Origin of the sequence: Halosimplex carlsbadense 2-9-1 (assembly GCF_000337455.1) — an archaeon.
Classification (GTDB): Archaea; Halobacteriota; Halobacteria; order Halobacteriales; family Haloarculaceae; genus Halosimplex; species Halosimplex carlsbadense.
Map to the genome: position 1 here is coordinate 127,030 of NZ_AOIU01000047.1, position 25,177 is coordinate 152,206.

22 protein-coding genes and 1 tRNA gene are annotated in these 25,177 nt (G+C 70.2%); 12 read left to right on the forward strand and 11 right to left on the reverse strand.

Annotated elements, in window-relative coordinates; genetic code table 11:
- Positions 1-26 precede the first annotated feature (26 nt).
- Positions 27-1,373, forward strand: a complete 1,347-nt coding sequence (locus tag C475_RS20800; RefSeq protein WP_006885885.1) for an APC family permease — start codon at positions 27-29, stop codon at positions 1,371-1,373.
- A 14-nt stretch (positions 1,374-1,387) separates the two neighbouring features.
- Here C475_RS20800 and C475_RS20805 read toward each other — a convergent pair whose 3' ends face one another.
- Positions 1,388-1,930, reverse strand: a complete 543-nt coding sequence (locus tag C475_RS20805) for a nicotinamide-nucleotide adenylyltransferase (protein WP_049931111.1) — start codon at positions 1,928-1,930, stop codon at positions 1,388-1,390.
- A 314-nt stretch (positions 1,931-2,244) separates the two neighbouring features.
- On the opposite strand from C475_RS20805, the gene lonB reads away from it, so the two are divergent.
- From lonB to C475_RS20820, 3 genes are all read left to right on the forward strand, one after another.
- Positions 2,245-4,398, forward strand: a complete 2,154-nt coding sequence (lonB, locus tag C475_RS20810; RefSeq protein WP_006885887.1) for an ATP-dependent protease LonB — start codon at positions 2,245-2,247, stop codon at positions 4,396-4,398.
- An 85-nt stretch (positions 4,399-4,483) separates the two neighbouring features.
- Entirely contained in the window at positions 4,484-5,539 is a 1,056-nt protein-coding gene (locus C475_RS25050; protein ID WP_006885888.1) for a CPBP family glutamic-type intramembrane protease, read from the forward strand.
- A 727-nt stretch (positions 5,540-6,266) separates the two neighbouring features.
- Positions 6,267-6,803 carry a bifunctional nuclease family protein gene (locus C475_RS20820; RefSeq protein WP_006885889.1) on the forward strand — a complete coding sequence of 179 codons (537 nt, stop codon included), beginning with the start codon at positions 6,267-6,269 and terminating at the stop codon, positions 6,801-6,803.
- Positions 6,804-7,001: 198 nt separating this feature from the next.
- Here the strand turns inward: C475_RS20820 and C475_RS20825 are convergent, their stop codons facing one another.
- The 3 genes from C475_RS20825 to C475_RS20835 form a co-directional block, all read right to left on the reverse strand.
- Positions 7,002-8,567, reverse strand: a complete 1,566-nt coding sequence (locus C475_RS20825) for a (R)-citramalate synthase (RefSeq protein WP_006885890.1) — start codon at positions 8,565-8,567, stop codon at positions 7,002-7,004.
- Between the two features lie 186 nt (positions 8,568-8,753).
- Complete coding sequence (locus C475_RS20830; protein ID WP_006885891.1) at positions 8,754-9,107, reverse strand: DUF192 domain-containing protein; 354 nt, start codon at positions 9,105-9,107, stop codon at positions 8,754-8,756.
- A gap of 38 nt (positions 9,108-9,145) precedes the next feature.
- Positions 9,146-10,876, reverse strand: coding sequence for a methyl-accepting chemotaxis protein (locus C475_RS20835; protein ID WP_049931122.1), 1,731 nt, complete (start codon positions 10,874-10,876; stop codon positions 9,146-9,148).
- A 188-nt stretch (positions 10,877-11,064) separates the two neighbouring features.
- Here C475_RS20835 and C475_RS20840 point away from each other — a divergent pair, with 188 nt between their 5' ends.
- Positions 11,065-11,688: a DUF7097 family protein gene (locus C475_RS20840; protein ID WP_006885893.1), complete on the forward strand. Its 624-nt coding sequence runs from the start codon at positions 11,065-11,067 to the stop codon at positions 11,686-11,688.
- A 44-nt stretch (positions 11,689-11,732) separates the two neighbouring features.
- The gene (locus C475_RS20845; protein ID WP_006885894.1) at positions 11,733-12,230 is read left to right on the forward strand and encodes a hypothetical protein; all 498 of its coding nucleotides are present in this window, start codon (positions 11,733-11,735) and stop codon (positions 12,228-12,230) included.
- Between the two features lie 12 nt (positions 12,231-12,242).
- Here C475_RS20845 and C475_RS20850 read toward each other — a convergent pair whose 3' ends face one another.
- Positions 12,243-13,307, reverse strand: coding sequence for a lysylphosphatidylglycerol synthase transmembrane domain-containing protein (locus tag C475_RS20850; protein ID WP_006885895.1), 1,065 nt, complete (start codon positions 13,305-13,307; stop codon positions 12,243-12,245).
- A 379-nt stretch (positions 13,308-13,686) separates the two neighbouring features.
- The gene (locus C475_RS20855; protein ID WP_006885896.1) at positions 13,687-14,781 is read right to left on the reverse strand and encodes a lysylphosphatidylglycerol synthase transmembrane domain-containing protein; all 1,095 of its coding nucleotides are present in this window, start codon (positions 14,779-14,781) and stop codon (positions 13,687-13,689) included.
- Between the two features lie 156 nt (positions 14,782-14,937).
- Between C475_RS20855 and C475_RS20860 the strand changes: the two genes are divergently transcribed.
- From C475_RS20860 to C475_RS20875, 4 genes are all read left to right on the forward strand, one after another.
- Positions 14,938-15,486, forward strand: a complete 549-nt coding sequence (locus C475_RS20860) for a GMP synthase subunit A (RefSeq protein WP_006885897.1) — start codon at positions 14,938-14,940, stop codon at positions 15,484-15,486.
- A gap of 166 nt (positions 15,487-15,652) precedes the next feature.
- Positions 15,653-17,527 carry a DUF2070 family protein gene (locus C475_RS20865; RefSeq protein WP_006885898.1) on the forward strand — a complete coding sequence of 625 codons (1,875 nt, stop codon included), beginning with the start codon at positions 15,653-15,655 and terminating at the stop codon, positions 17,525-17,527.
- 69 nt (positions 17,528-17,596) lie between these two features.
- The gene (locus tag C475_RS24110) at positions 17,597-18,118 is read left to right on the forward strand and encodes a hypothetical protein (protein ID WP_006885899.1); all 522 of its coding nucleotides are present in this window, start codon (positions 17,597-17,599) and stop codon (positions 18,116-18,118) included.
- A 103-nt stretch (positions 18,119-18,221) separates the two neighbouring features.
- On the forward strand, positions 18,222-18,692 hold the full coding sequence (locus C475_RS20875) for a hypothetical protein (RefSeq protein ID WP_006885900.1): 471 nt from the start codon (positions 18,222-18,224) through the stop codon (positions 18,690-18,692).
- A gap of 19 nt (positions 18,693-18,711) precedes the next feature.
- Here the strand turns inward: C475_RS20875 and C475_RS20880 are convergent, their stop codons facing one another.
- Positions 18,712-20,274, reverse strand: coding sequence for a M48 family metallopeptidase (locus C475_RS20880; RefSeq protein ID WP_049931113.1), 1,563 nt, complete (start codon positions 20,272-20,274; stop codon positions 18,712-18,714).
- Positions 20,275-20,509: 235 nt separating this feature from the next.
- Positions 20,510-20,594 (reverse strand) — tRNA-Ser (locus tag C475_RS20885).
- Positions 20,595-20,728: 134 nt separating this feature from the next.
- Here C475_RS20885 and C475_RS20890 point away from each other — a divergent pair.
- A complete protein-coding gene (locus C475_RS20890) occupies positions 20,729-21,676 on the forward strand; it encodes an AAA family ATPase (protein WP_006885902.1) in 948 nt (315 codons plus the stop codon).
- A 13-nt stretch (positions 21,677-21,689) separates the two neighbouring features.
- Here C475_RS20890 and C475_RS20895 read toward each other — a convergent pair whose 3' ends face one another.
- Complete coding sequence (locus C475_RS20895; RefSeq protein WP_006885903.1) at positions 21,690-22,013, reverse strand: DUF5789 family protein; 324 nt, start codon at positions 22,011-22,013, stop codon at positions 21,690-21,692.
- 203 nt (positions 22,014-22,216) lie between these two features.
- Between C475_RS20895 and C475_RS20900 the strand changes: the two genes are divergently transcribed.
- Positions 22,217-22,522 (forward strand): hypothetical protein, encoded by a 306-nt coding sequence (locus C475_RS20900; RefSeq protein WP_152436565.1) that lies wholly within the window; start codon positions 22,217-22,219, stop codon positions 22,520-22,522.
- Between the two features lie 127 nt (positions 22,523-22,649).
- Here C475_RS20900 and C475_RS20905 read toward each other — a convergent pair whose 3' ends face one another.
- Entirely contained in the window at positions 22,650-22,898 is a 249-nt protein-coding gene (locus C475_RS20905; RefSeq protein WP_006885905.1) for a DUF7519 family protein, read from the reverse strand.
- A 210-nt stretch (positions 22,899-23,108) separates the two neighbouring features.
- The coding region (locus C475_RS24750; protein WP_006885906.1) for a DUF58 domain-containing protein at positions 23,109-25,177 on the reverse strand (2,069 nt) is incomplete at its 5' end.

Genomic DNA, 25,177 nt, shown 5'->3' on the forward strand with positions numbered 1-25,177 from the left:
TCCGAGAGCCGAATACGGACCCAGCCGTGGCCAGCGAGCAACTTGGTCTGACCGAGAGCGTGTCGATGGCGCTGGGCGGGATGATCGGCGGCGGGATCTACGCCGTCCTCGGCGTCGTCACCGGGATCACCGGCCCGGTTACCTGGGTGTCGTTCGCGCTCGCGGGCGTCGTCGCCGCCTGCGCTGGCTACTCCTACAACGCGCTCAACGACGTGGACGACGACAACCAGGGCGGGTCGGTCTCGTTCGTCCAGTCGTTCGTCGGCAACTCGACGCTGGCGGGGATGGCCGGCTGGACGCTCCTGTTCGGCTACGTCGGGTCGATGGCGATGTACGCGTTCGCCTTCGGCGAGTTCACCGTCGCGCTGGAGGGCGTGCCCGACAGCGTCGGCGCCGTCCCGCTCCGGCCGGTCGTCTCTGTGGCCGCCGTCGCCGGGTTCGTCGGGCTGAACCTGCTCGGAGCGCAAGCGACGGGCAGCGCCGAGAACGTTCTCGTCGCGGCGAAGGTCGGCGTCCTCGTCGCCTTCGGCCTCGGCGGTCTCGTCTCCGTCACCACCGGCGCCAGCGGCGCGACGCTCTCGCTCGGGCTCTCCCGGATCACCTCGTTCGGCCCGGTCGTCGCCGCGGCGGTCTCGTTCGTCGCCTTCCAGGGGTGGCAACTGCTGTTCTACGACCAGGAGAGCATCGAGAACCCCGTCGAGACCATCAGGACGGCGGTGTACGTCTCGATCCCGGTCGCGGTAGCCATCTACGCGCTGGTCGCCCTCGTCACCATCGCGCTGGCGCCCGAGGCGCTGCGCTCGCACCCCCACACCGCGCTGGCGGACGCCGCCGGTGCGATCACGGCGCCGTTCGGACTGCGCGGGGCGGGCGTGCTCGTCATCTCGCTGTCGGCGCTGTTCTCGACGGGGTCGGCGATCAACGCGACGCTGTTCTCGACGGGGCACTTCGCGAAGGGGATGCTCAGCGACGACCTGTTGCCCGACCGGATCGGCGATTCCCAGGCCGAGGGGATCCCGACCCGGACGTTGCTCGTTCTCGGCGGCGTCACCGCCGCGTTCGCGGCGATCGGGAGCCTGGGCGGGATCACTTCTTTCGCCTCGGTCGCATTCATCGTCGTCTTCGGGGCGATGAGCTACCTCGCGTTCCGCGAGCGCGACCGCGACCGGGTCAACCCCCTCGCGCCCGCGGTCGGGCTGGTCGGCACCGCCGGGTTCCTGCCGCTGCTGTTCTGGCACCTCTACACGAACCAGCGCCACACCTTCTACGTCGTGGTGGCCATCTCTGTCCTCGTCGTCGCGGTCGAACTGCTGTACTTCGAGCGCGACGCGATCGAGGAGGAGGTCGAGTCGGTCGAGCCGGATATCGTCTGAGCGGGGCGACCGCTTCAGTCGTCTTCGTCGCCGGTCTCCCAGCGCTCGGAGACGTCGTCCTCGGCGATGGTCTGGAGTCGCTGGACGCCGCTGAACTCGTCGATCACGTCGGCGACCACGTCGGGAACGCGGTCGGTCCAGGTGTCGTCGGCGAGCATCCGCGCGCGGATGTCGCTGCCTTCCAGGCGGTCGCGGTCGAACATGGGGGAGTCGCGCACCTCGATGCCCCGCTCCTCGAACAGCTGGACGACCAGGGGGTTGTTCGAGTAGGCCACGTCGAAACTGGGCGACATGCTCTCGATGTGGCTGACCCAGACGGCGTTGCGGTCGATGTCCTCGATGGGAACGACGTAGGTCGGAACGTCCACGTCCTGGAGGGCCTTGGTCACCATCATCACACGCTCGCCCGCGGTGAAGGGGTTGCGGACGGTGTGAGACACGTCCGCGCTCCCGATGCCGAGGACGAGTTCGTCAACGTCGTCGACGATGTGGTCGACCATCGCCCGGTGGCCGTCGTGGAACGGCTGGAAGCGCCCGATGTAGAACCCGCGCGTCATACGCCACCGTGTGCGGAGCGACCACATTAACCCCCGTGACTCGCCTCGTCGAACCTGACCCTGTACTCACCCGCCGTCCGCGACCGTCCCGCGGTTCCCCGACCGACTGGCGCGGCCGGGCGCCGACGGCGGTTTCCACCGTACGTGCCACGTCTAGACACACCCTGTTTTTGATGGGCTGACCGGTAGGAGGCGTGTACTCCGAACCCGCCGATACCGCTCACGTCCGGCGGTTTGAGCGTGTTATCGGGGCGTGCTGTGGGAGAAAGTATATCAATAAACAGCCCTTGGCTTCTGATGTCAGAATCGTTTATATGAGTGAAAATATCGACACCGACGATCCGTCCGCAGACGACGCGGACGAGACCGAGGAGGTCGGCGTGACCGACGAGGCGCCGGACTCGACCCCCGACGAGCGGGGCGAACAGCCGGGGCCGCCGGGCGACGCCGAGGGCGGCGAGGAGTCGGGTGCCGACGAGTCCGAGGACGGCGGGTCCGCCGTCGCCGTCGACGCCGACGACAGCCTGGGAAGCACCGTCGAGATCGACGCCGACGAGGCGGCCGTCGAGGACGCCGACGAGGAGCTGCTCGGCGGGCTCGACGTCGAGACCACCGCGGACATCGAGGTCCCCGACCGACTGGTCGACCAGGTCATCGGACAGGACCACGCCCGCGACGTGGTGTTGAAAGCGGCCAAACAGCGCCGACACGTGATGATGATCGGCTCGCCCGGGACGGGCAAGTCGATGCTGGCGAAGGCGATGAGCCAGTTGCTCCCCAAGGAGGAACTCCAGGACGTTCTCGTCTACCACAACCCCGACGACGGTAACGAGCCGAAAGTCCGCACCGTCCCGGCGGGGAAAGGCGAGCAGATCGTGGACGCCCACAAGGAAGAGGCGCGCAAGCGCAACCAGATGCGGTCGTTCCTGATGTGGATCATCATCGCGATCATCATCGGGTACGCGCTGCTCATCCAGGGATCGGTCCTGCTAGGCATCCTCGCCGCCGGGGTCGTTTACCTCGCGTTCCGCTACGGCTCGCGCGGCAACGACTCCATGATCCCGAACCTGCTGGTCAACAACGCCAACCAGCAGACCGCGCCGTTCGAGGACGCCACCGGCGCCCACGCCGGTGCGCTGCTGGGCGACGTCCGCCACGACCCGTTCCAGTCCGGCGGCATGGAGACGCCGAGCCACGACCGCGTCGAGGCCGGCGGCATCCACAAGGCCAACAAGGGCGTGCTGTTCGTCGACGAGATCAACACGCTCGACATCCGCTCCCAGCAGAAGCTGATGACGGCCATCCAGGAGGGCGAGTTCTCCATCACAGGCCAGTCCGAGCGCTCCTCGGGCGCGATGGTCCAGACCGAGCCCGTCCCGACGGACTTCATCATGGTCGCCGCGGGCAACCTCGACGCCATGGAGAACATGCACCCCGCCCTGCGCTCGCGTATCAAGGGCTACGGGTACGAGGTGTACATGGACGACACCATCGGGGACGACGCCGAGATGCGGCGCAAGTACGCCCGCTTCGTCGCCCAGGAAGTCGAGAAGGACGGCCGCCTGCCCCACTTCGACGAGGAGGCCGTCGAGGAGGTCATCCTCGAAGCCCGGCGCCGGTCGGGTCGCAAGGGCCACCTCTCGCTGAAGCTGCGCGACCTCGGTGGGCTGGTCCGCGTCGCGGGCGACATCGCCCGCGCCGAGGACAAGGAGTTCACCGAGCGCGGCGACGTGCTACAGGCCAAACGGCGCTCCCGGTCGATCGAGCAGCAGCTCGCCGACAACTACATCGAGCGCCGCAAGGACTACGAGCTCACCGTCAACGAGGGCGACGTGGTCGGCCGCGTCAACGGCCTCGCGGTCATGGGCGAGGACTCCGGTATCGTCCTCCCCGTCATGGCCGAGGTCACGCCCTCGCAGGGCCCGGGCCAGGTCATCGCGACCGGGCAGCTCCAGGAGATGGCCGAGGAGGCGGTCCAGAACGTCTCGGCCATCATCAAGAAGTTCAGCGACGAGGACATCTCCGAGAAGGACGTCCACATCCAGTTCGTCCAGGCCGGCGAGGGCGGCGTCGACGGCGACTCCGCGTCCATCACGGTCGCGACCGCCGTCATCTCCGCGCTCGAAGACGTGCCTGTCGAGCAGAACCTCGCGATGACGGGCTCGCTGTCGGTCCGGGGCGACGTGCTCCCGGTCGGCGGCGTCACCCACAAGATCGAGGCCGCGGCGAAGTCCGGCCTCGACACGGTCATCATCCCCAAGGCGAACGAGCAGGACGTGATGATCGAGGACGAGTTCAAAGACCAGATCGAGATCGTCCCCGTCCAGCACATCTCCGAGGTGCTGGAGGTCGCGCTGGCGGGCGAACCCGAGAAGGACTCGCTGGTCGCCCGCCTCAAGTCCATCACGGGCAAGGCGCTCGAACAGCGTGAAGTCGGCCAGACCGGCGGCTCGCCGAGCCCGCAGTAAGGCTCCACGCCGCTCCCGTTCGACCCACGATTTCGCATTCTTCGGCTCCGAAACGACTTTCGACCGCCGAGTCTCAACTGAAACCGTGACGCTACAGCCGGCCGCCGTCGGCGCCACCGTCCAGACGCTCCCCGTCCCCGAGACGGATCTCGCCGGGTTCGCCTGGCTCGTCGCCGTCGTCCTGACCGGGTTCCTGATCCTCGCGCGGCTCTCGCAGGGCGTCGTCGACGGCGAGAAACGCGAGGACGACGGCGCGAGCAGTGACCGCGAAGACGACGGTGTAAGCCCCGAGCGCCCGCGGTCGCCGGGGCCGTCGGGGTTCGACAGCCGCGACGTGAGCGCGACCGACCAGGGAGCGAGCGAGGGCCGCGACGAGGACGGCGACTCGCCGGGGTCGTCGCCGGTCGCGCACCCGCTGGCGCCCGACGGCGCGCTGGGGCCGACCGAGGACCCGGGCCGAACCGGGACCGTCGAAGACGGCGCGGCGAGGGGACCGGTCGAGCCCGCCGTCGCGCACAACGCCCGCGAGGACCCCGCGATGTCGCCCGGGCTACTCCTGTTGAACGTGGCGCTCACGCAGGGGCTGTTCGGCGCGCTTCTCGCCGGTGGCGCTTGGTACTTCGGCGTCCCGCTCGACGCGCTGGGAGTCAGCGGCGACGCGCTCTCGACGGGACTGCCGGCGCTCGCCGTCGGCGTCGTCTTCGGGGTCGTGCTCTGGGCGGGGAACGAGCTCGCCTCCGGGCTGGCGGCGTCCTCGGGCGCCGACTACGACGAGGGGCTGCGGGAACTGCTCGCACCGGACGGCGTCCGCGGCTGGGGACTGCTCCTGGGAGCGACGCTGCCGACCATCGCGGTCGTCGAGGAGTTCGTCTTCCGAGCGGCGGTCGTCGGCGCGGTGACACCGGCGGTCGGCACGTCGCCGTGGGTCCTCGCCGTCGTCTCCTCGGTCGCGTTCGCGCTCGGTCACGGCGCCCAGGGCCGCGTTGGCATCCTCGTCACCGGGGGGCTGGGCATGGCGCTGGCGGCCGGATTCGTCCTCACCGACAGCCTGCTGGTCGTCGTCGTCGCTCACTACCTCGTCAACGCCCTGGAGTTTCTCGTCCACGAGGGACTCGGACTGCCGGACCCGATTTGGTCGTGACCGATCGGTGACCGGGTCAGATCGAGGCCGCGTCCGCTCGCTGTTCCGACCCGTCTCACGTTCCTCTTTCTGTGGTACCGAGCGTGTTATTCAATCGTTGCCGACGGATCGGTTCACGCCGGCAGCCAGCGGACCGTCCGCTAGGTAGAGCTTGCGAGTGTAGCAGTGGTTTCTGCTGGTTATGTCGTGGAAGAAAGTCAAACGACAGCGACCGCACTTACCGGAGACAGCAGGCGATGAAAGCCCTCGGCGCGCTCGCTCACGGGTCGTTGCACTCCCCGTTCGCATGTCGAGGCGCTCGCTTCGCTCGCGCCTCGCACTCGCGGTCGCTGAGGCGGGATATCCTCGCGGCCTCCGGCCGCTTCGGATAGTGCCCGCTCAGGCGACTGGATAAACGCGAGCGCGCCTCGCCCTTTCAGTCCACCAGGAGAGCAAGCTCTCCTGAGCCCTCGTTCGCTCCGCTCACGAGGACGCCAGGAAAGCACCGCGCCAGCAACCACAAACAGCCACACACCTCCCCAGCCGACTGCGCTTCTCGCAGGCTGCGATGCTCATCCCTCGCGCGACTGTTTCGAGCGGCCCGCCAAGAGGCGCGCACGCTCGACAGCGCACGCCGACCGCACCGCTAACGACCTCACCTGTACTGAGCATCCGCGCGAACGAAGCGAGCGAGGAAACTCCCGGTCGAAAAAGATGGTTTTTGAGGGTCGCGCTCCAACGGTGTGACATGGCAACACACGAGGCCACGGTCGAGGGCGTCGGCGTCGGCGTCGGCGACGACGGCCCGGGCCACCCGGTCGTCCTCCTGCGCGTCCGCGAGGAACTGGTCCCCATCTTCGTCAGCGCCGACCAGGCCCAGTCGATGCAACACGCCCTGGACGGGACGCCCTTCGAGCGACCGCTCACCCACGACCTGTTCGTCGACATGGTCGCCGAGTTCGGTGGTGCCATCGACCGGATCCGCATCGACGACCTGGCCGACGGCACCTTCTACGCGAAGATCGACACCGAGCAGTACGGCGACGAGGAGCGCTCGGAGATGGTCTTCGACGCCCGCCCGAGCGACGGCATCGCGCTCGCGCTGCGGGTCGACTGCCCCATCATCGTCTCCGACGAGGTGGTCGACGAAGCGGGTCGCGACCCCGACGACCTGGGGTTCGTCGACGAGGAGGAAGCCCGCCGCGAACACGACCTGGGCGAGGAGGGGTTCGACTTCGACGACGAGGACGACGGTCCGGACTTCGGCGGCGACGACCCGTTCTGAGGAGGTGTTCCGTCCCGAACTCGGAACCGAGGGATGGGATCCGACGGCCTCGTCGGTCTCGACCAAGGGACCTGAGTCGTGTTCGCGAAGTGCGGTCTACTGCTGGCGACGCTGTTCGGCGTCCTCGCGTCGTCTTTCGGCGGAGTCCAGACCTGCGTTGGCTGTCTCCGTGAGCGCGGTGAAAAACGGCGGACGGCGTCAGTCGTCGGCGATGACGCGGTCGTCGCTGGTGGCGACGAGCCGATCGATGGCGTCGACCATGGCCTCGACGGAGGCGCGGGTGATGTCCGAGTCGCTGGCGGTCACCGTCACGAAGTCGTCGCCGCGGGACATCTCCACCTCGACGGTGACGATAGCGTCCGTCCCACCAGTAATGGCGTCGACGTGGTAGGATTCGAGGTGGGTGTCGAACGAATGGCCGAGCGCCGACTGGACGGCGTTGATCGCGGCGTCCACAGGTCCGGAACCGATCTCGGCCTCGGTGCGCTCCTCGCCGTCGACGACGAGGGTGACCGTGGCCGTCGGCGTGTTGCCGCCGGCGACGGTCGTGAGTTCCGTGATCTCGACGCGGCGCTCGTGTTCGCTGTCGGTCACGTCTTCGGCGATGGTGAGCAGGTCGGCGTCGGTGACGCGCTTGCCGCGGTCGCCGATCTCCTTGACGCGGGCGACGATCGCTGACAGCTCCTCGTCGGTCACCTCGAAGTCCTTCTCGTCGAGGGCGGCCTTCACGCCGGCGCGGCCGGCGTGCTTGCCCAGCGCGAGCCGTCGTTCGCGGCCCACCTTCTCCGGCGGGTAGGGCTCGTACATCGCGTCGTCCTTGAGCGTGCCGTCGGTGTGGATGCCCGACTCGTGGGTGAAGGTGTTCTGGCCGACGACCGCCTTGTTCGGCGGCAGCGGGATGCCGGTCGCGTTGGCGACCAGTTCCGCCAGGTCGTACACCTCGGTGAGTTCGAGCGTCTCGACGCCGTAGCCGTGCGAGAGGGCGATCGCCACTTCCTCGATTGCGACGTTGCCCGCCCGTTCGCCGATGCCGTTGATGGTCCCGTGGACCACGTCGGCGCCCGCGGCGACCGACGTGAGGGCGTTCATCACCGCGAGCCCGAGGTCGTCGTGGGTGTGAGCGCTCACCGGCCCCAGCTCGGAGAGCCGGGAGACCGCTTCGAGCGCGCCGTCGGGCGTCGCGTGCCCCACGGTATCGGCCCAGCAGATGCGGTCGGCGCCCGCTTCCAGCGAGGCGCCCAGGAGCTCTTCGAGGTAGTCGAGATCCGCCCGGGAGCCGTCCTCGCCGATGACCTCGACCCACAGATCGTGGTCCTTTGCGTACTCGACGAGTTCGACGGTGTCGCGGACGTTCTGTTCGCGGGTCGTCCCCACCTTGTCGGTGACGTGGCGGTCGCTCGCCGGGACGACGAGGTTGATCCCGTCCACGCCACACTCCAGGGCGAGGTCGATGTCGCGCTGGATGCCGCGACAGAAGCTCGTGACCGTCGCCGACAGGTCGAGTTCGGCGACGCGAGAGATGGTCTCGCGTTCGCCGGGGCCGGTGCAGGCGCTGCCGGCCTCGATGAATCCGACGTTCGCGCGGTCGAGCGCGCGGGCGATCCGGGCCTTCTCGTCGGGCGTCAGCGAGACACCCGGGGCTTGCTCGCCGTCGCGCAGCGTCGTGTCGAGAAACTGTACGTCTCCGACGTCAGAGAGGTGAGTCGTCTCGGGATGGTCGCCGAATAGCGTGGTCCCTTCGCGCTCACCGGAGCCGTCACACATGACGGAGAATTTCGCGGCCAGCCGCCGTGAGGCGACTTCCTCTATCCTCCGTGTCGGTATGGTCCGACATCGTACTCCAACGTGAAGCGAGCGCCCCTAATTAAACCGTCGGGTTCCCCGTCGAACGAGTGCGACACATGGGTCACCGCCGCCGTCCGCCTCGCTCGACGGGCGGACAGCACTCGGTCACCCTCCGTCGAGGGAGACCCTGTCACCGGGTTCGACACCGTCGGCGGCGCCGCCCGGGAGTTCGACGAAACAGTCGGCCTTGGCGACGCCGGTGCCGCGCCACGGGTCCAGGGTCTTCACCTGCACCACCTCGTCGTCGCGGAGCCAGATCACGTCCAGGGGCGTGCGGACGAACAGCATGTGTACGTCGCGGTAGCTCGTCCGCCCGAAGTCGAACACGAGCGCGTACCCCTCGGGCAGCGACGACTTGCCCATCAGTCCCTTGACCTTCGACAGCAGCGAGTCGGCCCGCTCCACGTCCGTCGCGAGGGTGCGGGTGTCGCCGTCGGCCGACTCGTGGACGAGGCGCATGGCTCCACACTGGTGAGAGGGGGACAAAACCGTTGCCCTCAGTCGTCGGTCGCCGCGGCCGAAGCGTGGCTCCCGGTCGCGAGCGCCCCGCTCCCGTCGCCGGCCGCGTCGGGCAGGCGGAAGCGGTCGAGGGCGGCCCGGAGGTCGTCGGCGCGCTCGGCGACCGACCGCACGTCGGCAGTGACCGTCGAGACGGACGCGGTCTGTTGCTCGGCCGCCGCCGCCACGGCCTCGGCCTCCTCGCGGGTCCGCTCGCTGATGTCCGCAACCTCGTCGACCCGGCCGACCACGTCCTGGGTCGTCCCGGCCTGCTCGTCGGTCGCCGCGCTGATCTCCCGGACGCTCTCGTCGAGGTCCCCCACGTCGTCGACGATGTCTTCGAAGTCGGTGAGCGCGTCCTCGATCGTGGCGACGCTGTCGCCGACCTGGTCGTGCATCTCTCGGACCGTCGTGGCAGTCTCGGCGGACTCGCGCTGGAGCTCCTCGACGAGGTCGCCCACCTCCTCGGCGGCGTCGCGGGTCTCCCCGGCCAGCCCCTTCACCTCGTCGGCGACGACCGCGAAGCCGTCGCCCGTGTCGCTCCCGTTCCCGCCGCCGGCACGGGCGGCCTCGATGCTCGCGTTCAGCGCCAGCATGTTCGTCTCCTCGGCGATCCCGTCGATGAACGAGACGATTTCGTCGACCTCGGTCATGCGGTCGGCCAGGCTCTCGACGGCGTCGGCGGTCCGCTCGATCCGACCTTCCAGGTCGCCGAGCGCCTCGACGGCCTCGGCGGCCGCGTCGCGACCCGAGCGGCCGCGCTCGGCGGTCTTGCCCGCGGTGTCGGCCACCTCGTCCGCGGAGGCGGCGATCTGCTGGACCGTCGCCGAGAGATCGTTCATCCGCTCGGCGACCGACCGGACCTGGTCGCTCTGGCGCGTCGCCCCCTCCGAGATCTCCCCCGTCGAGGTCGCCACCTCGTCGCTGGCCCGGTCGAGTTCGTCCATGCTCGCGGCCACGTCGTCGCTGGCTGCCGAGACCTCGTCGGCGAACGCGCGCACGTCACCGACCGTCGTCCCCAGGGTCTCGACCAGCCGGTTGTAGTTCTCGCAGATCTCTCGGTACCGTTCGTCGTCACCGGCGATGTCGTCGGCGTCGAGCGTCGCGGTCAGGTCGCCGTCGGCGGCGCGGTCGGCCGCGTCTCCGAACGCCGCGACCAGCGACTCCAGGCGCTCCGAGCGCCGCTCCAGGTCGGCGGTCATCTCCTCGAGTTCGTCGGTGTACTCGCGGAGGCTGTCAGACATCCGCGACAGCGACTCGCCGAACGCGCCAGGTGCCTGCTCGTCGAGGACGGGCGCGTCGAACTCCTGGTCGGCCAGCGCGTCGGCCTGGGCCGCGACGAGTTCGATGTGGGAACTCATCTCCGCGAACGAGCGCGTCAGACTCCCGATCTCCGAGGGGTCGTCGCTCGTAGAGACGGGCACGTCGACCGCGCCGTCGGCGATCCGGTCGGCCGCCGCCTCCAGCCGCCGAACGGGGACGACCACGTCCTCGCGGACGATCCAGACCGTGTTCACGAGCGCGAGCGCCGCCCCGACGAACAGGACCGCGCCCAGCGCGACCCTGGCGACTCCCGTCGTCACGAACGGGGCGAGCGCCTGAGCGAGTGATATCAGAAACTGAATCCCGGCCGCCGCGACGACCGTCCGCTCGACCGAACGGTCGATCCCCATCGTCGTTATCCAGCCGCGTATGAATCGCTTGTACCAGTTAACCGGGCGACCGTACATGTGCTGTCGGTCGGCGAGCGCCCCCATAAAGACCGGAAGTCAATTTCAGAGCCTGAGAACTTCGATCGCCGTCCGGTCGGCCGCCGACGCCTCCCGGTCGTCACCGCGTCAGAGACGGGGACGCTCATCACGAGCGTCCGCTCGCCGCGAACGGGGGGTTCAAACCGTTCCGCGCCCACCGGCCGGACATGGAGAAGACGCCCTCGGGCACGTCGGTCGGGGTGGACGACCCGTACGCCCACGTCGACCGCTGCGACCACTGTACCGACGAGGGCCGCTGCCGGTTCGCCGTCGAACAGGGCGACCGCGACCCCGAGTTCGCGAACGCGCGCAGCCGCGAGGACTTTCGCTGTCCGGTCGTCGGCGACCTCGACGAGGAGGGGTTGACCGGCCGCTGGGAGTGGGCCGACTGCCCCCACTTCCGGTGTCGCAACAGGGATCGGGAGTGCGAGCGTTGCGGTCTCGAAGAGCACCGGATGGCCCACGACGACGAGCGGCCGCTGCTGGAGGAGCATCACCTGTCCTACGCCGGGCGGTCGGACGACGAGTCCGACGACCCGAGCCACGAGATCACGGTGTTCCTCTGTCGGTGGTGTCACGCGAAGGTCCACGACTCGTGGGCGAGTGTCGACGACGACGCCAACCCCGACCCCGAGGCCATCGCCGAGCGCGAGGGGCGACGCTCCCGAGAGCAGTCCGAACTCGGCTTCCAGTCCGCCGCCGAGCGGTTCGATACCGGCGGAAGCGAGGGCGGTACCGACGAGAGCGGCGAGGGGTCGTCGGACCGCGGTCGGGACGAGTCCGACCGCTGACACGCGGAGCCCTTATTTCCGTTCCGCCGTCAGGATCGATACGGATGGCCCTCCGCGAGTACACGGACGACGAGTACGAACGGCTCCAGCGGAGCGAACGCGAACTCACCGGGAACCGCGAGCGGGCGGAGATCACCGACGTGGCCGTCGTCGACGACACGGCCCGACTGACGTTCGGCTTCGAGTGGACGCCCGAGCCCGACTCGGTCAGTTACGACCTCGACGACGCGCGGGACGTGATGGAGTTGAAGTCCGTGGCCGGAGCCGCGGGCTACGAGTACGACCAGCTCCCCTACCTCGAAGGCGAGACGATCCCCGTCGTCTACCTCGACGACGGCTGGGTGCCGGCCGCGGCGCTCCCCGGCGGCGGGCCGGAGACCGCCGGCGAGCGCGGCCGACAGGGCCCCTCGCTCGTCGACAGTGCATACCGTCGGCTCGCCGACCGGCTCGACGACATCACCGCCCGGTCGGTCGTCCTCGGGGTCATCGTCGTCAAGAAGCTCCTCATCGCCTCCGCGCTCGTCTACCTCCTCGTCGCCTGACGCGGTCGCGGCTCAGATCCCCTCGTCGTCCTCGACGGGAACCACCGGCGGCGGGTCGCTCACCCGGACCGACAGCGACGCCGCCGCCAGCCCGCCCAGCAGGACGACGAACCAGTAGTTCGACAGCCGGAAGAGGAAGACGGCGGCGGTCGCCGTCGGCAGGCCGACGGGCGCGAGTGCGGCGGTCACGCCCGCCAGCGCCACCTCGAACCCGCCGAGGCCGCCCGGCAGCGGCACCACGTTCAGCAGGGTGACGACCGGGACGACGAAGACGACGAGCGCGTAGGGCACCGGCTCGCCGATCGCGAGGAAGCTCGTGTACAGCGGCAACAGAAAGCAGAGCCAGCCGACGACCGCGAGCGCGACGGTCGTCAGGACCCCCCGCCGGTCACCCGTCAGGTCGCCGACCGCGCCGCCGAACCGCGCGACCGCGTCGGTGATCACCTCGGGCGCGAGCGCCGTCTCGGCCCGGGCCGAGACCCGACCGACCGTCCCGCGGAGGCCGGCGGCGACCCGGAGCGCGACGCGTTCGAGCGTCTCGCGTCGGTACACCGCGAGATAGGTGAGCGCGAGGACGACGGCGGTCACGCCGACCATCGCGACGAGGACGGTACGCAGCAGCGTCCCGCTCGGACCGCGCTGGGTCGCGATCAAGAACGCCAGGCCGACGACGGCGAGGACGAGCGACGCCACGACGTTGAGGAAGGCGAACACCGACGCCGCGGCCAGCGTCGACTCGTAGGGCGCCGCGGTCTCGCGGCTGACCGTGTAGGACATGAGGACGGGGCCCCCGCTCTGACCCATCGGGAGCACCTGTTTGAGGAACTCGCCGCTCAGGTACGCCGAGCGGTAGCGCCGGCCGCGGACGGTGTGGCCGGTGCTCGCCAGCAGGCGCCGCACGGCCTCGCTCCAGATCCCGAGTGCGGCGACCACCCCGAGGAATCCGACGGACAGCACCGCGAGATCCGCCGTCCGCAGCTCCGCCAGCACCGCCTCCGGCCCCACCGCCCAGAGGAACCCGCCGACGGCCAGCAACGCGACCGTGAACCCCGCGACCAGCCGGACCCGACGTGACATGACGAAGACAGACACGGGCGGCCGGTAAAAATCGTCCGGCGTTCGCTCCGGAGATCGATCGGTGCAGACGATGGACGTAGCAATCCACCGTGGCGCGCGCTGTCGCGGCCTCCGTGCCGCGACGAAACCGTGCGAGGTCTGCGGGCGACCCGAGCGTCGCCCGCATGGCCCGAGGGACCTCCGGTCCCTCGCTGTCTTCGTGAACGTGTGACCGAAGGCTTGTCAGAGCGTGCTCTGACAGTGGATGACTGAGCGAGCGCACCGAGGGCGTTCATCGCCTGCTGTCCCCGGTAAGTGCGGTCGCTGTCGTTCGACTTCCTCTCAGGACACAACCGGCAGAAACTACCGATACACTCACACCACGAATCGAACAGCGACCTCACTCCCTGTCCGTCGCCGAGTCGACGGGAGCGCCGTCGGGGTCCGTCGCGGGTGCGAGCGGGCTGGGCACGTCGGCCAGCCGGGTCGAGACCCACCCCGCGGCGAGCCCGCCAAGCAGGACGACGAACCAGTAGTTCGACAGCCGGTAGAGGAACACCCCGGCCGTCGCCGCCGGCAGGTCCAGCCCGACCAGCGCGACGACGACCGCCGCCAGCGCCACCTCGAAGCCCCCCAGCCCGCCCGGGAGCGGCACGACGTTCACCAGACTCAACACGGGGACGACGAAGAGGACCAGCGCGTAGGAGACCGGCTCGCCGATGGCGCGGAAGCTCGTGTACATCGGGGCGAGAAACAGCGCCCAGCCCGCCAGCGAGAAGACCGCGGCGCGGCGCACCTCCGCCCGGTCGGCCAGCGCCCGGTCGAACGCCGCGTAGTAGGTGCCGAAGGTCGCGGCGACGCGCTCGGCCGCCAGCGCGGTCCGCGCACGGGCGGAGAGCCGTCCGACGGTCGCCCGGCCGGCGCCCGCGGCCCGGAGGACGAGTCGCTCGACGAGCGCCCGACGTGAGTAAACCAGCAGCGCGGCGCCGCCCAGCGCGACGACGGCCACCGCGAAGCCGACGAGCAGCGCGGCGAACAGCGGTGTGATCGGCCCGTCGCTCGTGAGCAGGATGACACCGAGCCCGACACCGGCGAGGCCCATCGACGCCGCGATGTTGACGAGTTCGACGACCGTCGCCGCGGCCAGCGCCGCCTCGTAGGGGGCGTCGGTCTCGCGGCTGACCGCGTAGGAGACGAAGACCGGGCCGCCGGAGTGGCCCATCGGAACGATCTGCTTGAGGAACTCGCCGCTCATGAACGCCGCGCGGTAGCGGGGACCGTCGACCCCGTGGCCGACACTGGCGAGCAGGCGACGCAGCGCCTCGCTCCAGCAGTAGAAGGCGGCGACGACGGCGAGGAATCCGGCCGCGTAGGTGACCGGCTCGACACCGGCCAGTTCGTCGAGGACCTGGCGCGGGCCGACGACCCACAGGAAGCCGCCGACCGCGAGCAGGGCCAGCGCGAAGCCGAGGAGGACCCGGAGGATGCGGCGCATCTACGGATCCCTCACGGGGGGTGGGCATAAGCGCGATGACCGGGAGACGAGGACGGGCGGCAGCCTCCCGTCCCGACACCGGTCGTCGCGGTCCGCCGCTGGCCAGTCCTGCGCGTTCCGGACGCCTTTTACCGTCCGGTGGGCTACGGGCCCCTAATGACCCGCATCGACGTGATCGACAACCACGGCCAGTTCACCCACCTGGAGCAGCGCGCGCTCCGGGACATGGGCGTGGACGTGGAGATCGTTGACAACGAGACGCCACCGGAGGAGATCGACGCCGACGGGCTCGTCCTCTCGGGTGGCCCCTCGATCGACCGCATCGGCAACTGCCCCGACTACCTCGACCTCGATATCCCGGTGTTTGGTATCTGTCTGGGCCACCAGGTCATCGCGACGGAACTCGGCGGCGAGGTCGGCGAGGGCGACTACGGCGGCTACGCCGACGTGACCGTCGATATCGTCGAGGACGCCGACCCGCTCGTCGGGTCGCTCGCACCGGACACCCGCGTCTGGGCGAGCCACGCCGACGAGGTCGTCCGCGTCCCCGAGGGCTTCGCGCGCACCGCCGAGAGCGACGTCTGCGGCGTCGAGGCGATGAGCGACACCGACCGCGACCTCTACGGCGTCCAGTGGCACCCCGAAGTCGCCCACACCGAGCGCGGCGAAGAGGTCTTCGAGAACTTCCTCGACATCTGCGAGTAGGCGGTCGCGGCTGACCGCGAGCGGACACTGTGTTACCGACCCGCACGGCCGTTCGATTTCGACCGGCGATCACGGGGTCTAGACGCTCGAACACACCGCTGACGGGCGTCTGACGGAACTCCCACGTTTGAAGTGATCGTACGGTCATTGGTGGATCAGGTTAGTCATGACGACCACTCAGGGCAATCTCGCGAGCCTCTCGCGGTTCGTCTTTCGCGCGCCCAGCTGGTACTCCAGCGTCGGCTTCGCCCTGCTCATCGCGGCGGTCGCCGGCGTCGCGGCCTTCGACTCCCGGTTCGTCTTCGAGGACGCCTGGGAGGGGCTGTTCTACATCGGCGTTCCCACCGTCGTGGCGAGCGTGTTCACGCCGTACGTCGACCGCAAGCTCGGCGGGCAGCTCTCGCGAAACCAGGCGTCGCTACTGGCGCTGGCCTGCGAGCTCATCACGATCGCCGTGTTGACCGCCGCGGCGTTCGTCGCGTTCGTGACGCCGCTGGGCCAGGAGTTCGTCGTCGACGCTCTGCTGGTCGCGCTCGCGTCGATCTTCGCCCTGCGGCTGTTCGTCATCATGGCCGTCTCGCGCCAGCGACTCCCCGTCGCGAGCGCCGCCGCCAGCATCCAGACCGTCTCGGCGGCGCTGCTGCTGTTCGTCTACAGCGGCGCGATGCGCTACATGGAGTTCGGCGGCGGCCCCGTCGCCCGTGCGTTCCTGTTTCGGCCCGACGAGGCGCCCGCGCGCATCGCCGAGATGCAGTACGTCGACCCCGGGAAGTTCGGCCTGCTCGCGCTCATCTGCGTCGTCTACGCCGGCTGCGTCTGGCTCTTTCTCACCGTCATCGACCAGCCCTGGAAGCGTAGCCTGGGCGTGAGCGTCCTCGATTTCGTCCGTGGGTTCATCGGCCACGTCGCCGAAGGGAGCCGGGAGCTGGAGACGTTCTTCGAGGACATCGGCGAGGACGCCATCGTCCCCGTGAGCGTGCTCTCGGTCCGCCGGGCGGAGGGCGGCGAGAAGGCCCGGTTCGTCCTCCCGATGCTCCACCCCGGCCCGATGGGCGACATCGGCGGCGGCAACCTCCCGCGGCGGATCGCCGAACAGGCCGACGGGTTGGCCTTCCCGCCCCACGCCACCGCCGGCCACGACTTCAACCTCGTCACCGAACGCGAGGTCGAGACCGTCATCGACACCGCCGAGACCGCCTACCAGCGCATCGAGTACGACGCGACGGCGACCAAGTCCGTGCGGGTCGAGGAGGGCGAGGCCACTCTGACCGGGCAGGCGTTCGGCGACAGCGCCTTCCTCGCGTCGACGTTCGCCCCGGGGTTCGCCGACGACGTGGAGTACGCCGTCGGCCTCTCGGCCGTCGCCGAGGCCCGCACCGGCGACCTGGACGAGGTGATGCTCGCCGACGCCCACAACTGCAACAACGGGCTGGCGGGCGAGGACCTGGGCCACGTCGTCCCCGGCAGCCAGCGCTCGTTCGACATGATCGACGGCGCCGGCGAAGTCGGCTCCCGGCTCGCGGCCGCGACCCGAGGCCCCTTCGAATGCGGCGTCGCCTGGGACGAGACCGACTGGGAACCCGAGGAGGGAATCGGCCCGCTGGGCATCCGCGTCGCCGTCTTCGAGATCGACGACCAGCAGACCGCCTACGTCTTCGTCGACGGCAACAACATGGTCCCCGGCCTGCGCGAGCGGATCGTCGAGGCCGTCGACGGCGTCGACCGCGTCGAGGTGTTGACGACCGACACCCACGTCGTCAACACGATGGAGGCCGAGAACCAGGTCGGCGACGTCCTCCCCGAGGCCGAGATCGTCGCGGCTATCGAGGATCTCGTCGAACGAGCGAAGGCCGACCTCGAACCGGTCGAGGCGGGCATGGAGACCGAGAGCGCCGAGGTGACCGTCTTCGGCAACGACCGCACGGAGATGCTCGCCTCGACGGCCAACGCCGCCGTCTCGATGGGCGCGCCGCTGGCCGGCGCCATCATCACCGCCGCCCTCTCCGTGTCGGCGCTCATCTTCCTCGTCGCACGGCTCTGAAACCGCCACCTCGCCGCGCGTACCGACGATACCGAAACGCCGAACACGGACTCTCCCGTAGCTTTCCCCGTGAGCCGCTCGCTGACAGACGTCGCTCCCGCCGTCCTCGTCCCCGCCGCCTGGACCCTGACGCTGGGTGCCCACGTCTCGCCGCTCGTGTCGCGTCACGTCCTACTGGTCGGCCTCTCGGTGATGACCGTCCTGCTCGGCGCCTTCGCCGTCGTCGCCCGCGACCAGATGACCGGCCCCGTCCTGGCCGTCTGGCAGGGGGTGATCGTCGTCGGCTTCCTCATCACGCTCGTCGGCGCCGTCGATCTGGCGATCACGCCCGACGCCGACCCCGCGCTCCCGGTGACGCTGTACGGCTGGATGGCCATCCCGGCGCTGGCGTACGTCGCGACCGCCGCCGAGATGGAGCCGCCGTTCAACCGCATCTACCTCGCCGGCGCCATCCTCGCGCTGGCCGGCGCGGCCACCTACGGACTGGCCGGCTCCGACGTGGACGCCGCCGTCGGCATCGCCGCCGTCGGCCTCGGCCAGACCGCCGGCATCGTCACCGCGGTCTACCAGAACCCCGGGACCGGCGGCTGACCGACGCGACGACCCGCCCACGCCGGATCGCCGACCGCCGACGGAGTCGTCCACCGAACCAGTTGGACCCTCCCGTTTTGATGGTTCGGTCCGCACGTCCGGTATGACAGTCGGAACGCTGACGATCGACTGGCTGCCCGTCGGCCTGCTCGCCGGTGCGGCGGTCGGACTGGTCGCGACGTTCGGCATGGATCTCCCGATGAACCGCCTCCCGGAGGGGCCGACCGCGCCGCGGGTGGCCGCCGGGACGCTCTCCGATGCCACCCTCGAATCGGCTCCGGACGGCGTCGCCACCGCCGCACACTACGGGGCCGGGATCGGGACCGGCGTCCTCTTCCTCGCCGGAGTCAGCGCGGCGCAGTGGCTGCTCGATGGGACCGTCCTCGCGGTCGCCACAGCGGCCGTCGCGCTCGGCGTCCTGATGAACTGGTTCTTCTCGTTCGTCGTCGTCCCGACCTACGGCCGGGTGCCCGACGACCGGGTCGGCCGCGTGCGCCGCGACTGGGCGCTGTCGGCCGCCGCGTACCTCCTCGTCGCGAGCGCGGTCGTCGCGGCCGCCCTCTCGGTCGCCTGACCGCGAGCCCAGCGGAGGGTCAACTCTCCCGTTCGGCGGCCGCCCGCCGCAGTCGTTCGACCCGGTCCTCGGTCGCCGGGTGCGTTCCGAGCAGCCGCCGGAAGATCAGCCGGCGCGTTCGGTCGAAAAAGCGGTGTTCTTCCCAGGGCGGCGGCACGATGCCGAACGCCGTGGCGGCGCTGCGCAGGTCTTCGGTCGGCCGCCGACCGAGCCGTGCGTCGAGCGTCTCGAGCGCGCTGGCCAGCGCCGCGGGGTCGCCCGTCATCGCGGCCGCCCCGTCGTCGGCGACGTACTCGCGAGCGCGGGCGACCACGGCGGTACAGAACCGCCCCGTCAGCGCGACGAACCCGGCCAGCAGTGACACGACGGGGTTGATCCCGTAGCGGTCGAACAGCCGCTCGGCGTTCACCCGCGGGAACGACAGCGCAGTCAGCACCGCCGCGTCGTGGTTGGCGACGTGTGCGAGTTCGTGGGCCACCACCGCGTCGAGCTCCCGGTCGTCGAGCGCCTCGACCAGCCCCGTCGAGAGGACGAGCGTCGACTCGCCCGGGCGGTAGCCGACCGCGGCGGCCGTCGGCTCGGTCGACGCCACGAACCGGACCCGCGGCGCTGGCACGTCCGCCTGGGCCGCCAGCCGCTCGACCCGCGCCTGCAACGCCCGCCGACGCTCGGGGTCCTCGACCGTCCGGTACGCCTCGTCGAACGCCCCCAGCGCCGCGCTGTCGGCCAGTTCCGACCGGACCAGCGCCGCGAGGTGTCCGGTCGTCAGGACGAGGGCGATCAGCGCCGCGAGCGGGCGGACCAGCTCGTCGGCCGACCACCGGATCGCGGCAACGTACACCCCCGCCAGCGTCCCGCTGGCGAGGACGAGCGCGCCGGCGACGCCGAGGAGACCGGTACGGTCGACGAACCCCGTCAGGAGCGTCCACGCGTGCCCGGCCAGCGTCCGGACGGTGTCGAGCGGCGTCCGGTCGAGTCCGCGTTCGTCGTCGCTCCCGTTCTCGTCCCCGTCGTCGTCGCTCCCGTCGTCGACCCACGGGGGACTATCGCTGTCGACTTGCCACGGCGCTTCGTCGCCTTCGGTCGCCCAGGGGGGGTCCTCGTCTTCGTCACTCCCGTCGTCTTCGGACCGCTCGCGGGCGATCTGGAACAGCATGAACGGATACACGGACGCCACGAGCGTGACCAGCACCAGCGCGAACGCCCACCCCGGGGTCCCGAGGCGGTCGAGGACGACGAAGGTCACCCCGAGCGACGCGATCAGCGAGCCGACGAAGGCGTAGCCCAGCAAGTTCGGCGCCACGTCGAACCCTCGCTCGGTGGTGACCGCCGCGTGATACGCGAGGAAGACCACCCCGAGCACGGCCGCGTAGCCGACGACCGCGCCGACGAGTCCGAGCGCGGCCGTCCCGAGGAAGAGTTCGAGCAGGCCGCTGGCGAGCAACAGGAACCAGTAGGAGACGAACCCGAACAGCAGCCCCTCGAAGGCGACGAGGAGGGCGGCGACGACGGTCAGCGCCGCGACCGCCAGCGCCATCCGAGCGCGGAGGCCGACGCTGGACGACGAGCGAACGGAGGGCATCGTCCTCACGATGGGACAGCCGCCACTTCAGTCGTGGGGATCGGGCGGTCGCGAGTGCGACCACTGCCCGAGTGACGGATCGCGAAAACGCCGAGGAGGAGATTTGAACTACGCCGAGACGGTCGCTCGCTCCGCTCGCGCTGCGACTCGTCTACTTCGAATCTCACGCGCCGGTCGCGCTCACCGATGCGAGCGACACGCAGACCGGTCGCTCGCGGACGTGGTTCGCGGAGAACGCCGAGGAGGAGATTTGAACTCCTGAGTCCTTGCGGAGACCTGCTCTCGAAGCAGGCGCCTTGGCCAGGCTAGGCTACCTCGGCTCACCTGTTCGTAGACGCAAGCCGACTTTATGGGTTACGATCCGTCCCGGCAGGGAACCGGCCGACTGCACCGACCCGCGGGGGCCGCGACGCCAGACCCAACGCCTAACTTGTCGGCGAACTCACGGGAGGCCATGGACGTAAGCGAAGCGAACGCGGAGTGCGACCGGGTCCTCGACGAGATCGGTTCGGCCGTCATCGCCGACCGGGAGTTCCTCGAAACGGTGCTCCTGGGATTCGTCGGCCGCGGCCACGTCCTCATGGAGGACGTGCCGGGGACCGGGAAGACCCTCACCGCCCGCAGCATGGCCACCGCGCTCGGCCTCGACTTCTCCCGCGTGCAGTTCACGCCCGACCTCCTGCCCGCCGACATCACCGGCACCCACGTGTTCAACGAGCGCGAACGCGAGTTCGAGTTCAACGAAGGTCCCCTGTTCGCCAACGTCGTCCTCGCCGACGAGATCAACCGCGCGCCGCCCAAGACGCAGTCGGCCCTCCTCGAAGCGATGGAGGAGGAGCAGGTCACCGTCGACGGCGACACCTACGAGCTCCCCTCTCCCTTCTTCGTCCTCGCGACGCAGAACCCCGTCGAGATGGAGGGGACCTTCGAACTCCCCGAGGCGCAGGTCGACCGCTTCCTCGTCAAGAGCTCCATCGGCTACCCCGACGAGGCCGGCGAAGAGGAACTGCTCCACCGCCGCCTGGGCCGCAGCGAGCAGAGCCCGTCGGTCTCGCCGGTGTTGAACCAGGAACTCGTGACCGACCTGCGCGAGGCCCCCGAGCAGGTCCGCGTCGACGACGACCTGGTCACGTACGTCTCGGCCATCGCGCGGGCGACCCGCCAGGACCGCCGCGTCGAGGTGGGCGTCTCCCCGCGCGGGACCCAGCGCCTGCTGGAAGCCACCCGCGCCCGCGCCGCCATGGTCGGCCGCGAGTACGTCACCCCCGACGACGTGAAACGCGTCGCCCAGCCGGTGCTGGCCCACCGCGTCGTCCTCACGCCCGACGCCCGCGTCGACGAGGTCCAGAAGTCCACCGTCGTCGACGCCGTCCTCGACGAAGTGCCGGTCCCGACGGTCTGAGCCGCCGACGCAGTCACCCGCTCGTCTCGTCCTCCTCGGCCAGGTCGTCCCGGTCGGAGCCGCCCCGGTCGGAGTAGCGCTGGCGACCCACCGACTCGGCGGGCATCATGTTGAGCATCCCCTGGCGCAGCTCCTCGTCGGACTCGAACGACTGGTCGCCGGCGCCGGCGAACAGGTCCTCGATGGCGATCGGGTCGGCGCTCGTGCGCTCGATCTCCCGGTCGCCGAACTGTTCGACGAGTTCGCTCGCCGTCACCGGGTAGGACAGCCCCTCGAAGACCGACTCGATGGACCCGAACTCGACGCCCTGTTCGTGGTCGTCGTCACTTTCGGACATACCCCCCTTCGGGTCGGCTCGCGCAACTGCCTTCACCTTGCAAATGTGGGGTCGTCCGGTGGGGCGTCCCGGTCAGTTATCGACACGTCCGGTGTGGGTGCGTCTCTGGCAGTGAATTCCTTCCTGAATAATTGGTTGTAAGATCGGCATCAATTTCATCGTAACGAAACTTAGGTGAGATAATGATGCGAGTAGACCGCCCGATGGGTGAGACCGAACGTATCGTCGAGGATTCGATGCGTGCCGCTGGCATCCCGGATCGGAAGATTGGACGCGACGGCCGTGGGCGGATCGAGGGCGTAAAGACGGCGATCTCCGCGACTGGGATCGTCCTGGCCGACGTTGCGACACTGCCCGAACGGGACGATAGTTGCTACGTCTCCATCGTCGGTCGGTACAATTCACGGTCACAGATCCCCTCCCTGCTGGGACGACAGTCACCGAAGATATCCGAGGAGGTGAGGTCGATCCTACGCGAGAAAGCCGGAGACGATCTTACAGTTCTGTAGTGGAGTAGACGTACTATCCGCCCTCCCCGAGGCCGCTCAGCCGTCGCCGTTGCCGGAACTGTCTGTGTGGGATGTACCCTCTTTATCGAGCATCGGCCACCGAAGAGAGCCCTATGAAAAGACGGCCTCACGGTTCCAGCGCGTACAGCAACAGCGCGCTCCCGACCAGCAGGAAGACGAGGACGCCGGGCGCGAGCGTGGCGGTGGAGAACAGGAAGACCCCCAACGCGATACCGCCGGCCACCAGCGTCGTGAGCGTCGCGCCGCCGAGGTGGACGAGGATCGCCCGCTGGACGGGCGCGTCGCGGCCCAGGTGTTCGGCGAGGCCGACGACGTGCTCGGCGGTCGTCCAGGTGACGATGGTCGCGGCGGTCACCAGCAACAGGACGGCCGGCGGGGCGCCNGATCAGACCGCTACCGGCGGTCACGAGCGCGCGCGACGCCCGATCGGTCCCGAAGCCGACGACGGCCAGGCCCGCCGCGGCGACGGCGAACGAGACGAGGTTGACCGCGAGCCCGAGGACGGCGACGACCGCCGGCGCGAGCGCGATCCACACCGACTCGCGGGCGGGGCGGCGGACGACGCTCACGCCGACCACCGCCGTTGAGCGGCGTCGATGGCCGTCTCCAGCGGGTTGTCGGTGTTCCAGTCCACGACGCGGACGCCAGCGCGGCGCAGCCGGGAGATCCGCATCGCCCGCTCGATGGCCGCCAGGCGCTGGCCGGTCGAGGCGCCGGCGGTCACGTCGGGGCTGAGGACCGTGACGGGGAACCCGCGGGCGTGCAGTTGGCGGACGATGTCGACGGCGTCGTCGTCGGCCAGCGGCGAGCAGAGGACGAGCTGTGCGTCGCTCGGGAGCTCCCGGCGGAGCCGGCGCTCGGCGAACTCGCCGTAGAAGGTTCCCTCGGGTCGGTTCCCGTCGAACGCGGGGTGGCGTTCGAGCAAGCTGCGGGCGCGAGCGGCCTGGGTGGCGCCGCCGCGGGGTTCGAGCCAGCAGCGCTCCGGCGAGAGGGCGGCCAGCCCCACCGAGTCGCCGGCTGCGACCAGCGAGGCGACGACCACGTCCGCGGCGGCGATACTGTGGTCGACGGCCGAGGGAGCGTCGACGCGCGGGGCGACGTACGCCTCGGCGCGGGCGTCGACGAGGACGACCACCGTCGCGGCGTGTTCCTCGCGGAACAGGAGGGTCGCGAACTCCCCCGAGCGAGCGACGCGGTTCCAGTCGATGCGGGAGAGGGGGTCGCCCCGCTGGTACTCCCGCACCGAGTGGAGTTCGACGCCGCTACCGCCGGTGTCGGTGACGACGCGACCCACGCGGCGGGCGGTCTGGGGGTGGACCGGGATCTCCTCGGCGGCGCTCAGGTCGAGCGCGCAGGAAAGCACCGTCCCCTCCCCGCTCGGGACGTACCGTTCGCGTTCGAGCGCGCCGCTGAAGTCGCGGGCGACGACGTGGACCGGGTCGAAGGGATGGTCGCCCCGCACGGCCTCGACGGTGTAGGAGAAGGAGACCGTCTCGCCGGCCCGGAGCGCGGTCGCGAACCGCGGCGAGCCGTCGACGACGCGGACGGCCGAGGGGACGCCGTCGACGAGGCGCAGGTCCGGCAGGAGGTCGTCGCTCTCGTTGGTGACGCGAACGGTCACCGTGACGGCCTCGCCGGGCGCGGGATCGGTCGCGGAGAGTTCGCGCTCGACGGCCAGTTCGACGGGCGGCGGCGAGGAGAGGTAGACGTAGCCGGCGGCGCCGACGACGGTCGCGGCGGCGACCATCAGCGACGGCGGCACCGCCGAGTGGCCGGCCCAGATGCCGACGCCGACGGCGAGTAGCCCCAGCCCGGTCAGGCCCGTCCAGCGGTTGGTCCGTCGGTCGACCTGGCGGCGCCGACGGCCGGTCGTCCGGACCGTCGAGGGGCGGTCGGTGTCGGTCGTCTCGTCAGCCCAGTCGGCGGCGTCGAGACCGGGTGCGAGAGCGGCTAGCTCGGCCAGCACGCGGTCGGTGTCGGTCGAGAGCTTCGTCCGACGGCCGACCAGCGACCGGACCTGGTCGCCGGTCGCGGAGACCGACGACTCCGCCGAGAGAAACTGCGCGGCGACGGGGTCGTCCGTCCACGTCCCCGAGGCGACGGCCTCGCGGGCCTCGGCCTCGGGGATCCGTTCGGCCTGGGCGTAGATCGAGACCGCCGCGCGCTGGAGCCGTTCGGTCGCGTCGCGGCGGGCGTCGACGCGCGTGCGGCTCAGCCCGTGGATCGCGCCGGCGAGCGTGTCGTCGAACGCCGAACCGGGGACGGTGACGGACTCGCGGTACTCCACGTCGGCCGTCTCGGCCGTCTCGTAGTCGGTGAACAGCCGCCGGACCAGCGCGAGCGCGCCCGTCGCGATCGCCGAGATCGAGATCCCGGCGACGACGCCGTTCCCGAACGGCAGATCGGGGACGGCGTCGAGGCCGACGACCGCCGCCAGCCCCGCCAGGACGACGACCAGTCCGGCGACCGTCCTGGCGGGATTGTCGCGCACCGACGGCGCCCGGAAGTCGATGTCGCCGGTCACCCCCGTGTCGACGGTCTCCATCGTCCGCCGCATCGCCTGGCCCTGCTGGAGGCGCTGGTCGGTGACGCTCCCGGGGTCCCTGTCCACGTCGTCGGGGCTCACGTCCGATC

What these genes read in the sequence shown, in the direction of transcription:
- C475_RS20805 (WP_049931111.1), bottom strand. Translation starts at nt 1,930, where the DNA reads ATGACGCGCGGGTTCTACATCGGGCGCTTCCAGCCGTTCCACGACGGC.
- lonB (WP_006885887.1), top strand. Translation starts at nt 2,245, where the DNA reads ATGAGTGAAAATATCGACACCGACGATCCGTCCGCAGACGACGCGGAC.
- C475_RS20820 (WP_006885889.1), top strand. Translation starts at nt 6,267, where the DNA reads ATGGCAACACACGAGGCCACGGTCGAGGGCGTCGGCGTCGGCGTCGGC.
- C475_RS20825 (WP_006885890.1), bottom strand. Translation starts at nt 8,567, where the DNA reads ATGTGTGACGGCTCCGGTGAGCGCGAAGGGACCACGCTATTCGGCGAC.
- C475_RS20830 (WP_006885891.1), bottom strand. Translation starts at nt 9,107, where the DNA reads ATGCGCCTCGTCCACGAGTCGGCCGACGGCGACACCCGCACCCTCGCG.
- C475_RS20835 (WP_049931122.1), bottom strand. Translation starts at nt 10,876, where the DNA reads ATGTACGGTCGCCCGGTTAACTGGTACAAGCGATTCATACGCGGCTGG.
- C475_RS20840 (WP_006885893.1), top strand. Translation starts at nt 11,065, where the DNA reads ATGGAGAAGACGCCCTCGGGCACGTCGGTCGGGGTGGACGACCCGTAC.
- C475_RS20845 (WP_006885894.1), top strand. Translation starts at nt 11,733, where the DNA reads ATGGCCCTCCGCGAGTACACGGACGACGAGTACGAACGGCTCCAGCGG.
- C475_RS20850 (WP_006885895.1), bottom strand. Translation starts at nt 13,307, where the DNA reads ATGTCACGTCGGGTCCGGCTGGTCGCGGGGTTCACGGTCGCGTTGCTG.
- C475_RS20855 (WP_006885896.1), bottom strand. Translation starts at nt 14,781, where the DNA reads ATGCGCCGCATCCTCCGGGTCCTCCTCGGCTTCGCGCTGGCCCTGCTC.
- C475_RS20860 (WP_006885897.1), top strand. Translation starts at nt 14,938, where the DNA reads ATGACCCGCATCGACGTGATCGACAACCACGGCCAGTTCACCCACCTG.
- C475_RS20865 (WP_006885898.1), top strand. Translation starts at nt 15,653, where the DNA reads ATGACGACCACTCAGGGCAATCTCGCGAGCCTCTCGCGGTTCGTCTTT.
- C475_RS20875 (WP_006885900.1), top strand. Translation starts at nt 18,222, where the DNA reads ATGACAGTCGGAACGCTGACGATCGACTGGCTGCCCGTCGGCCTGCTC.
- C475_RS20880 (WP_049931113.1), bottom strand. Translation starts at nt 20,274, where the DNA reads ATGCCCTCCGTTCGCTCGTCGTCCAGCGTCGGCCTCCGCGCTCGGATG.
- C475_RS20890 (WP_006885902.1), top strand. Translation starts at nt 20,729, where the DNA reads ATGGACGTAAGCGAAGCGAACGCGGAGTGCGACCGGGTCCTCGACGAG.
- C475_RS20895 (WP_006885903.1), bottom strand. Translation starts at nt 22,013, where the DNA reads ATGTCCGAAAGTGACGACGACCACGAACAGGGCGTCGAGTTCGGGTCC.
- C475_RS20900 (WP_152436565.1), top strand. Translation starts at nt 22,217, where the DNA reads ATGGGTGAGACCGAACGTATCGTCGAGGATTCGATGCGTGCCGCTGGC.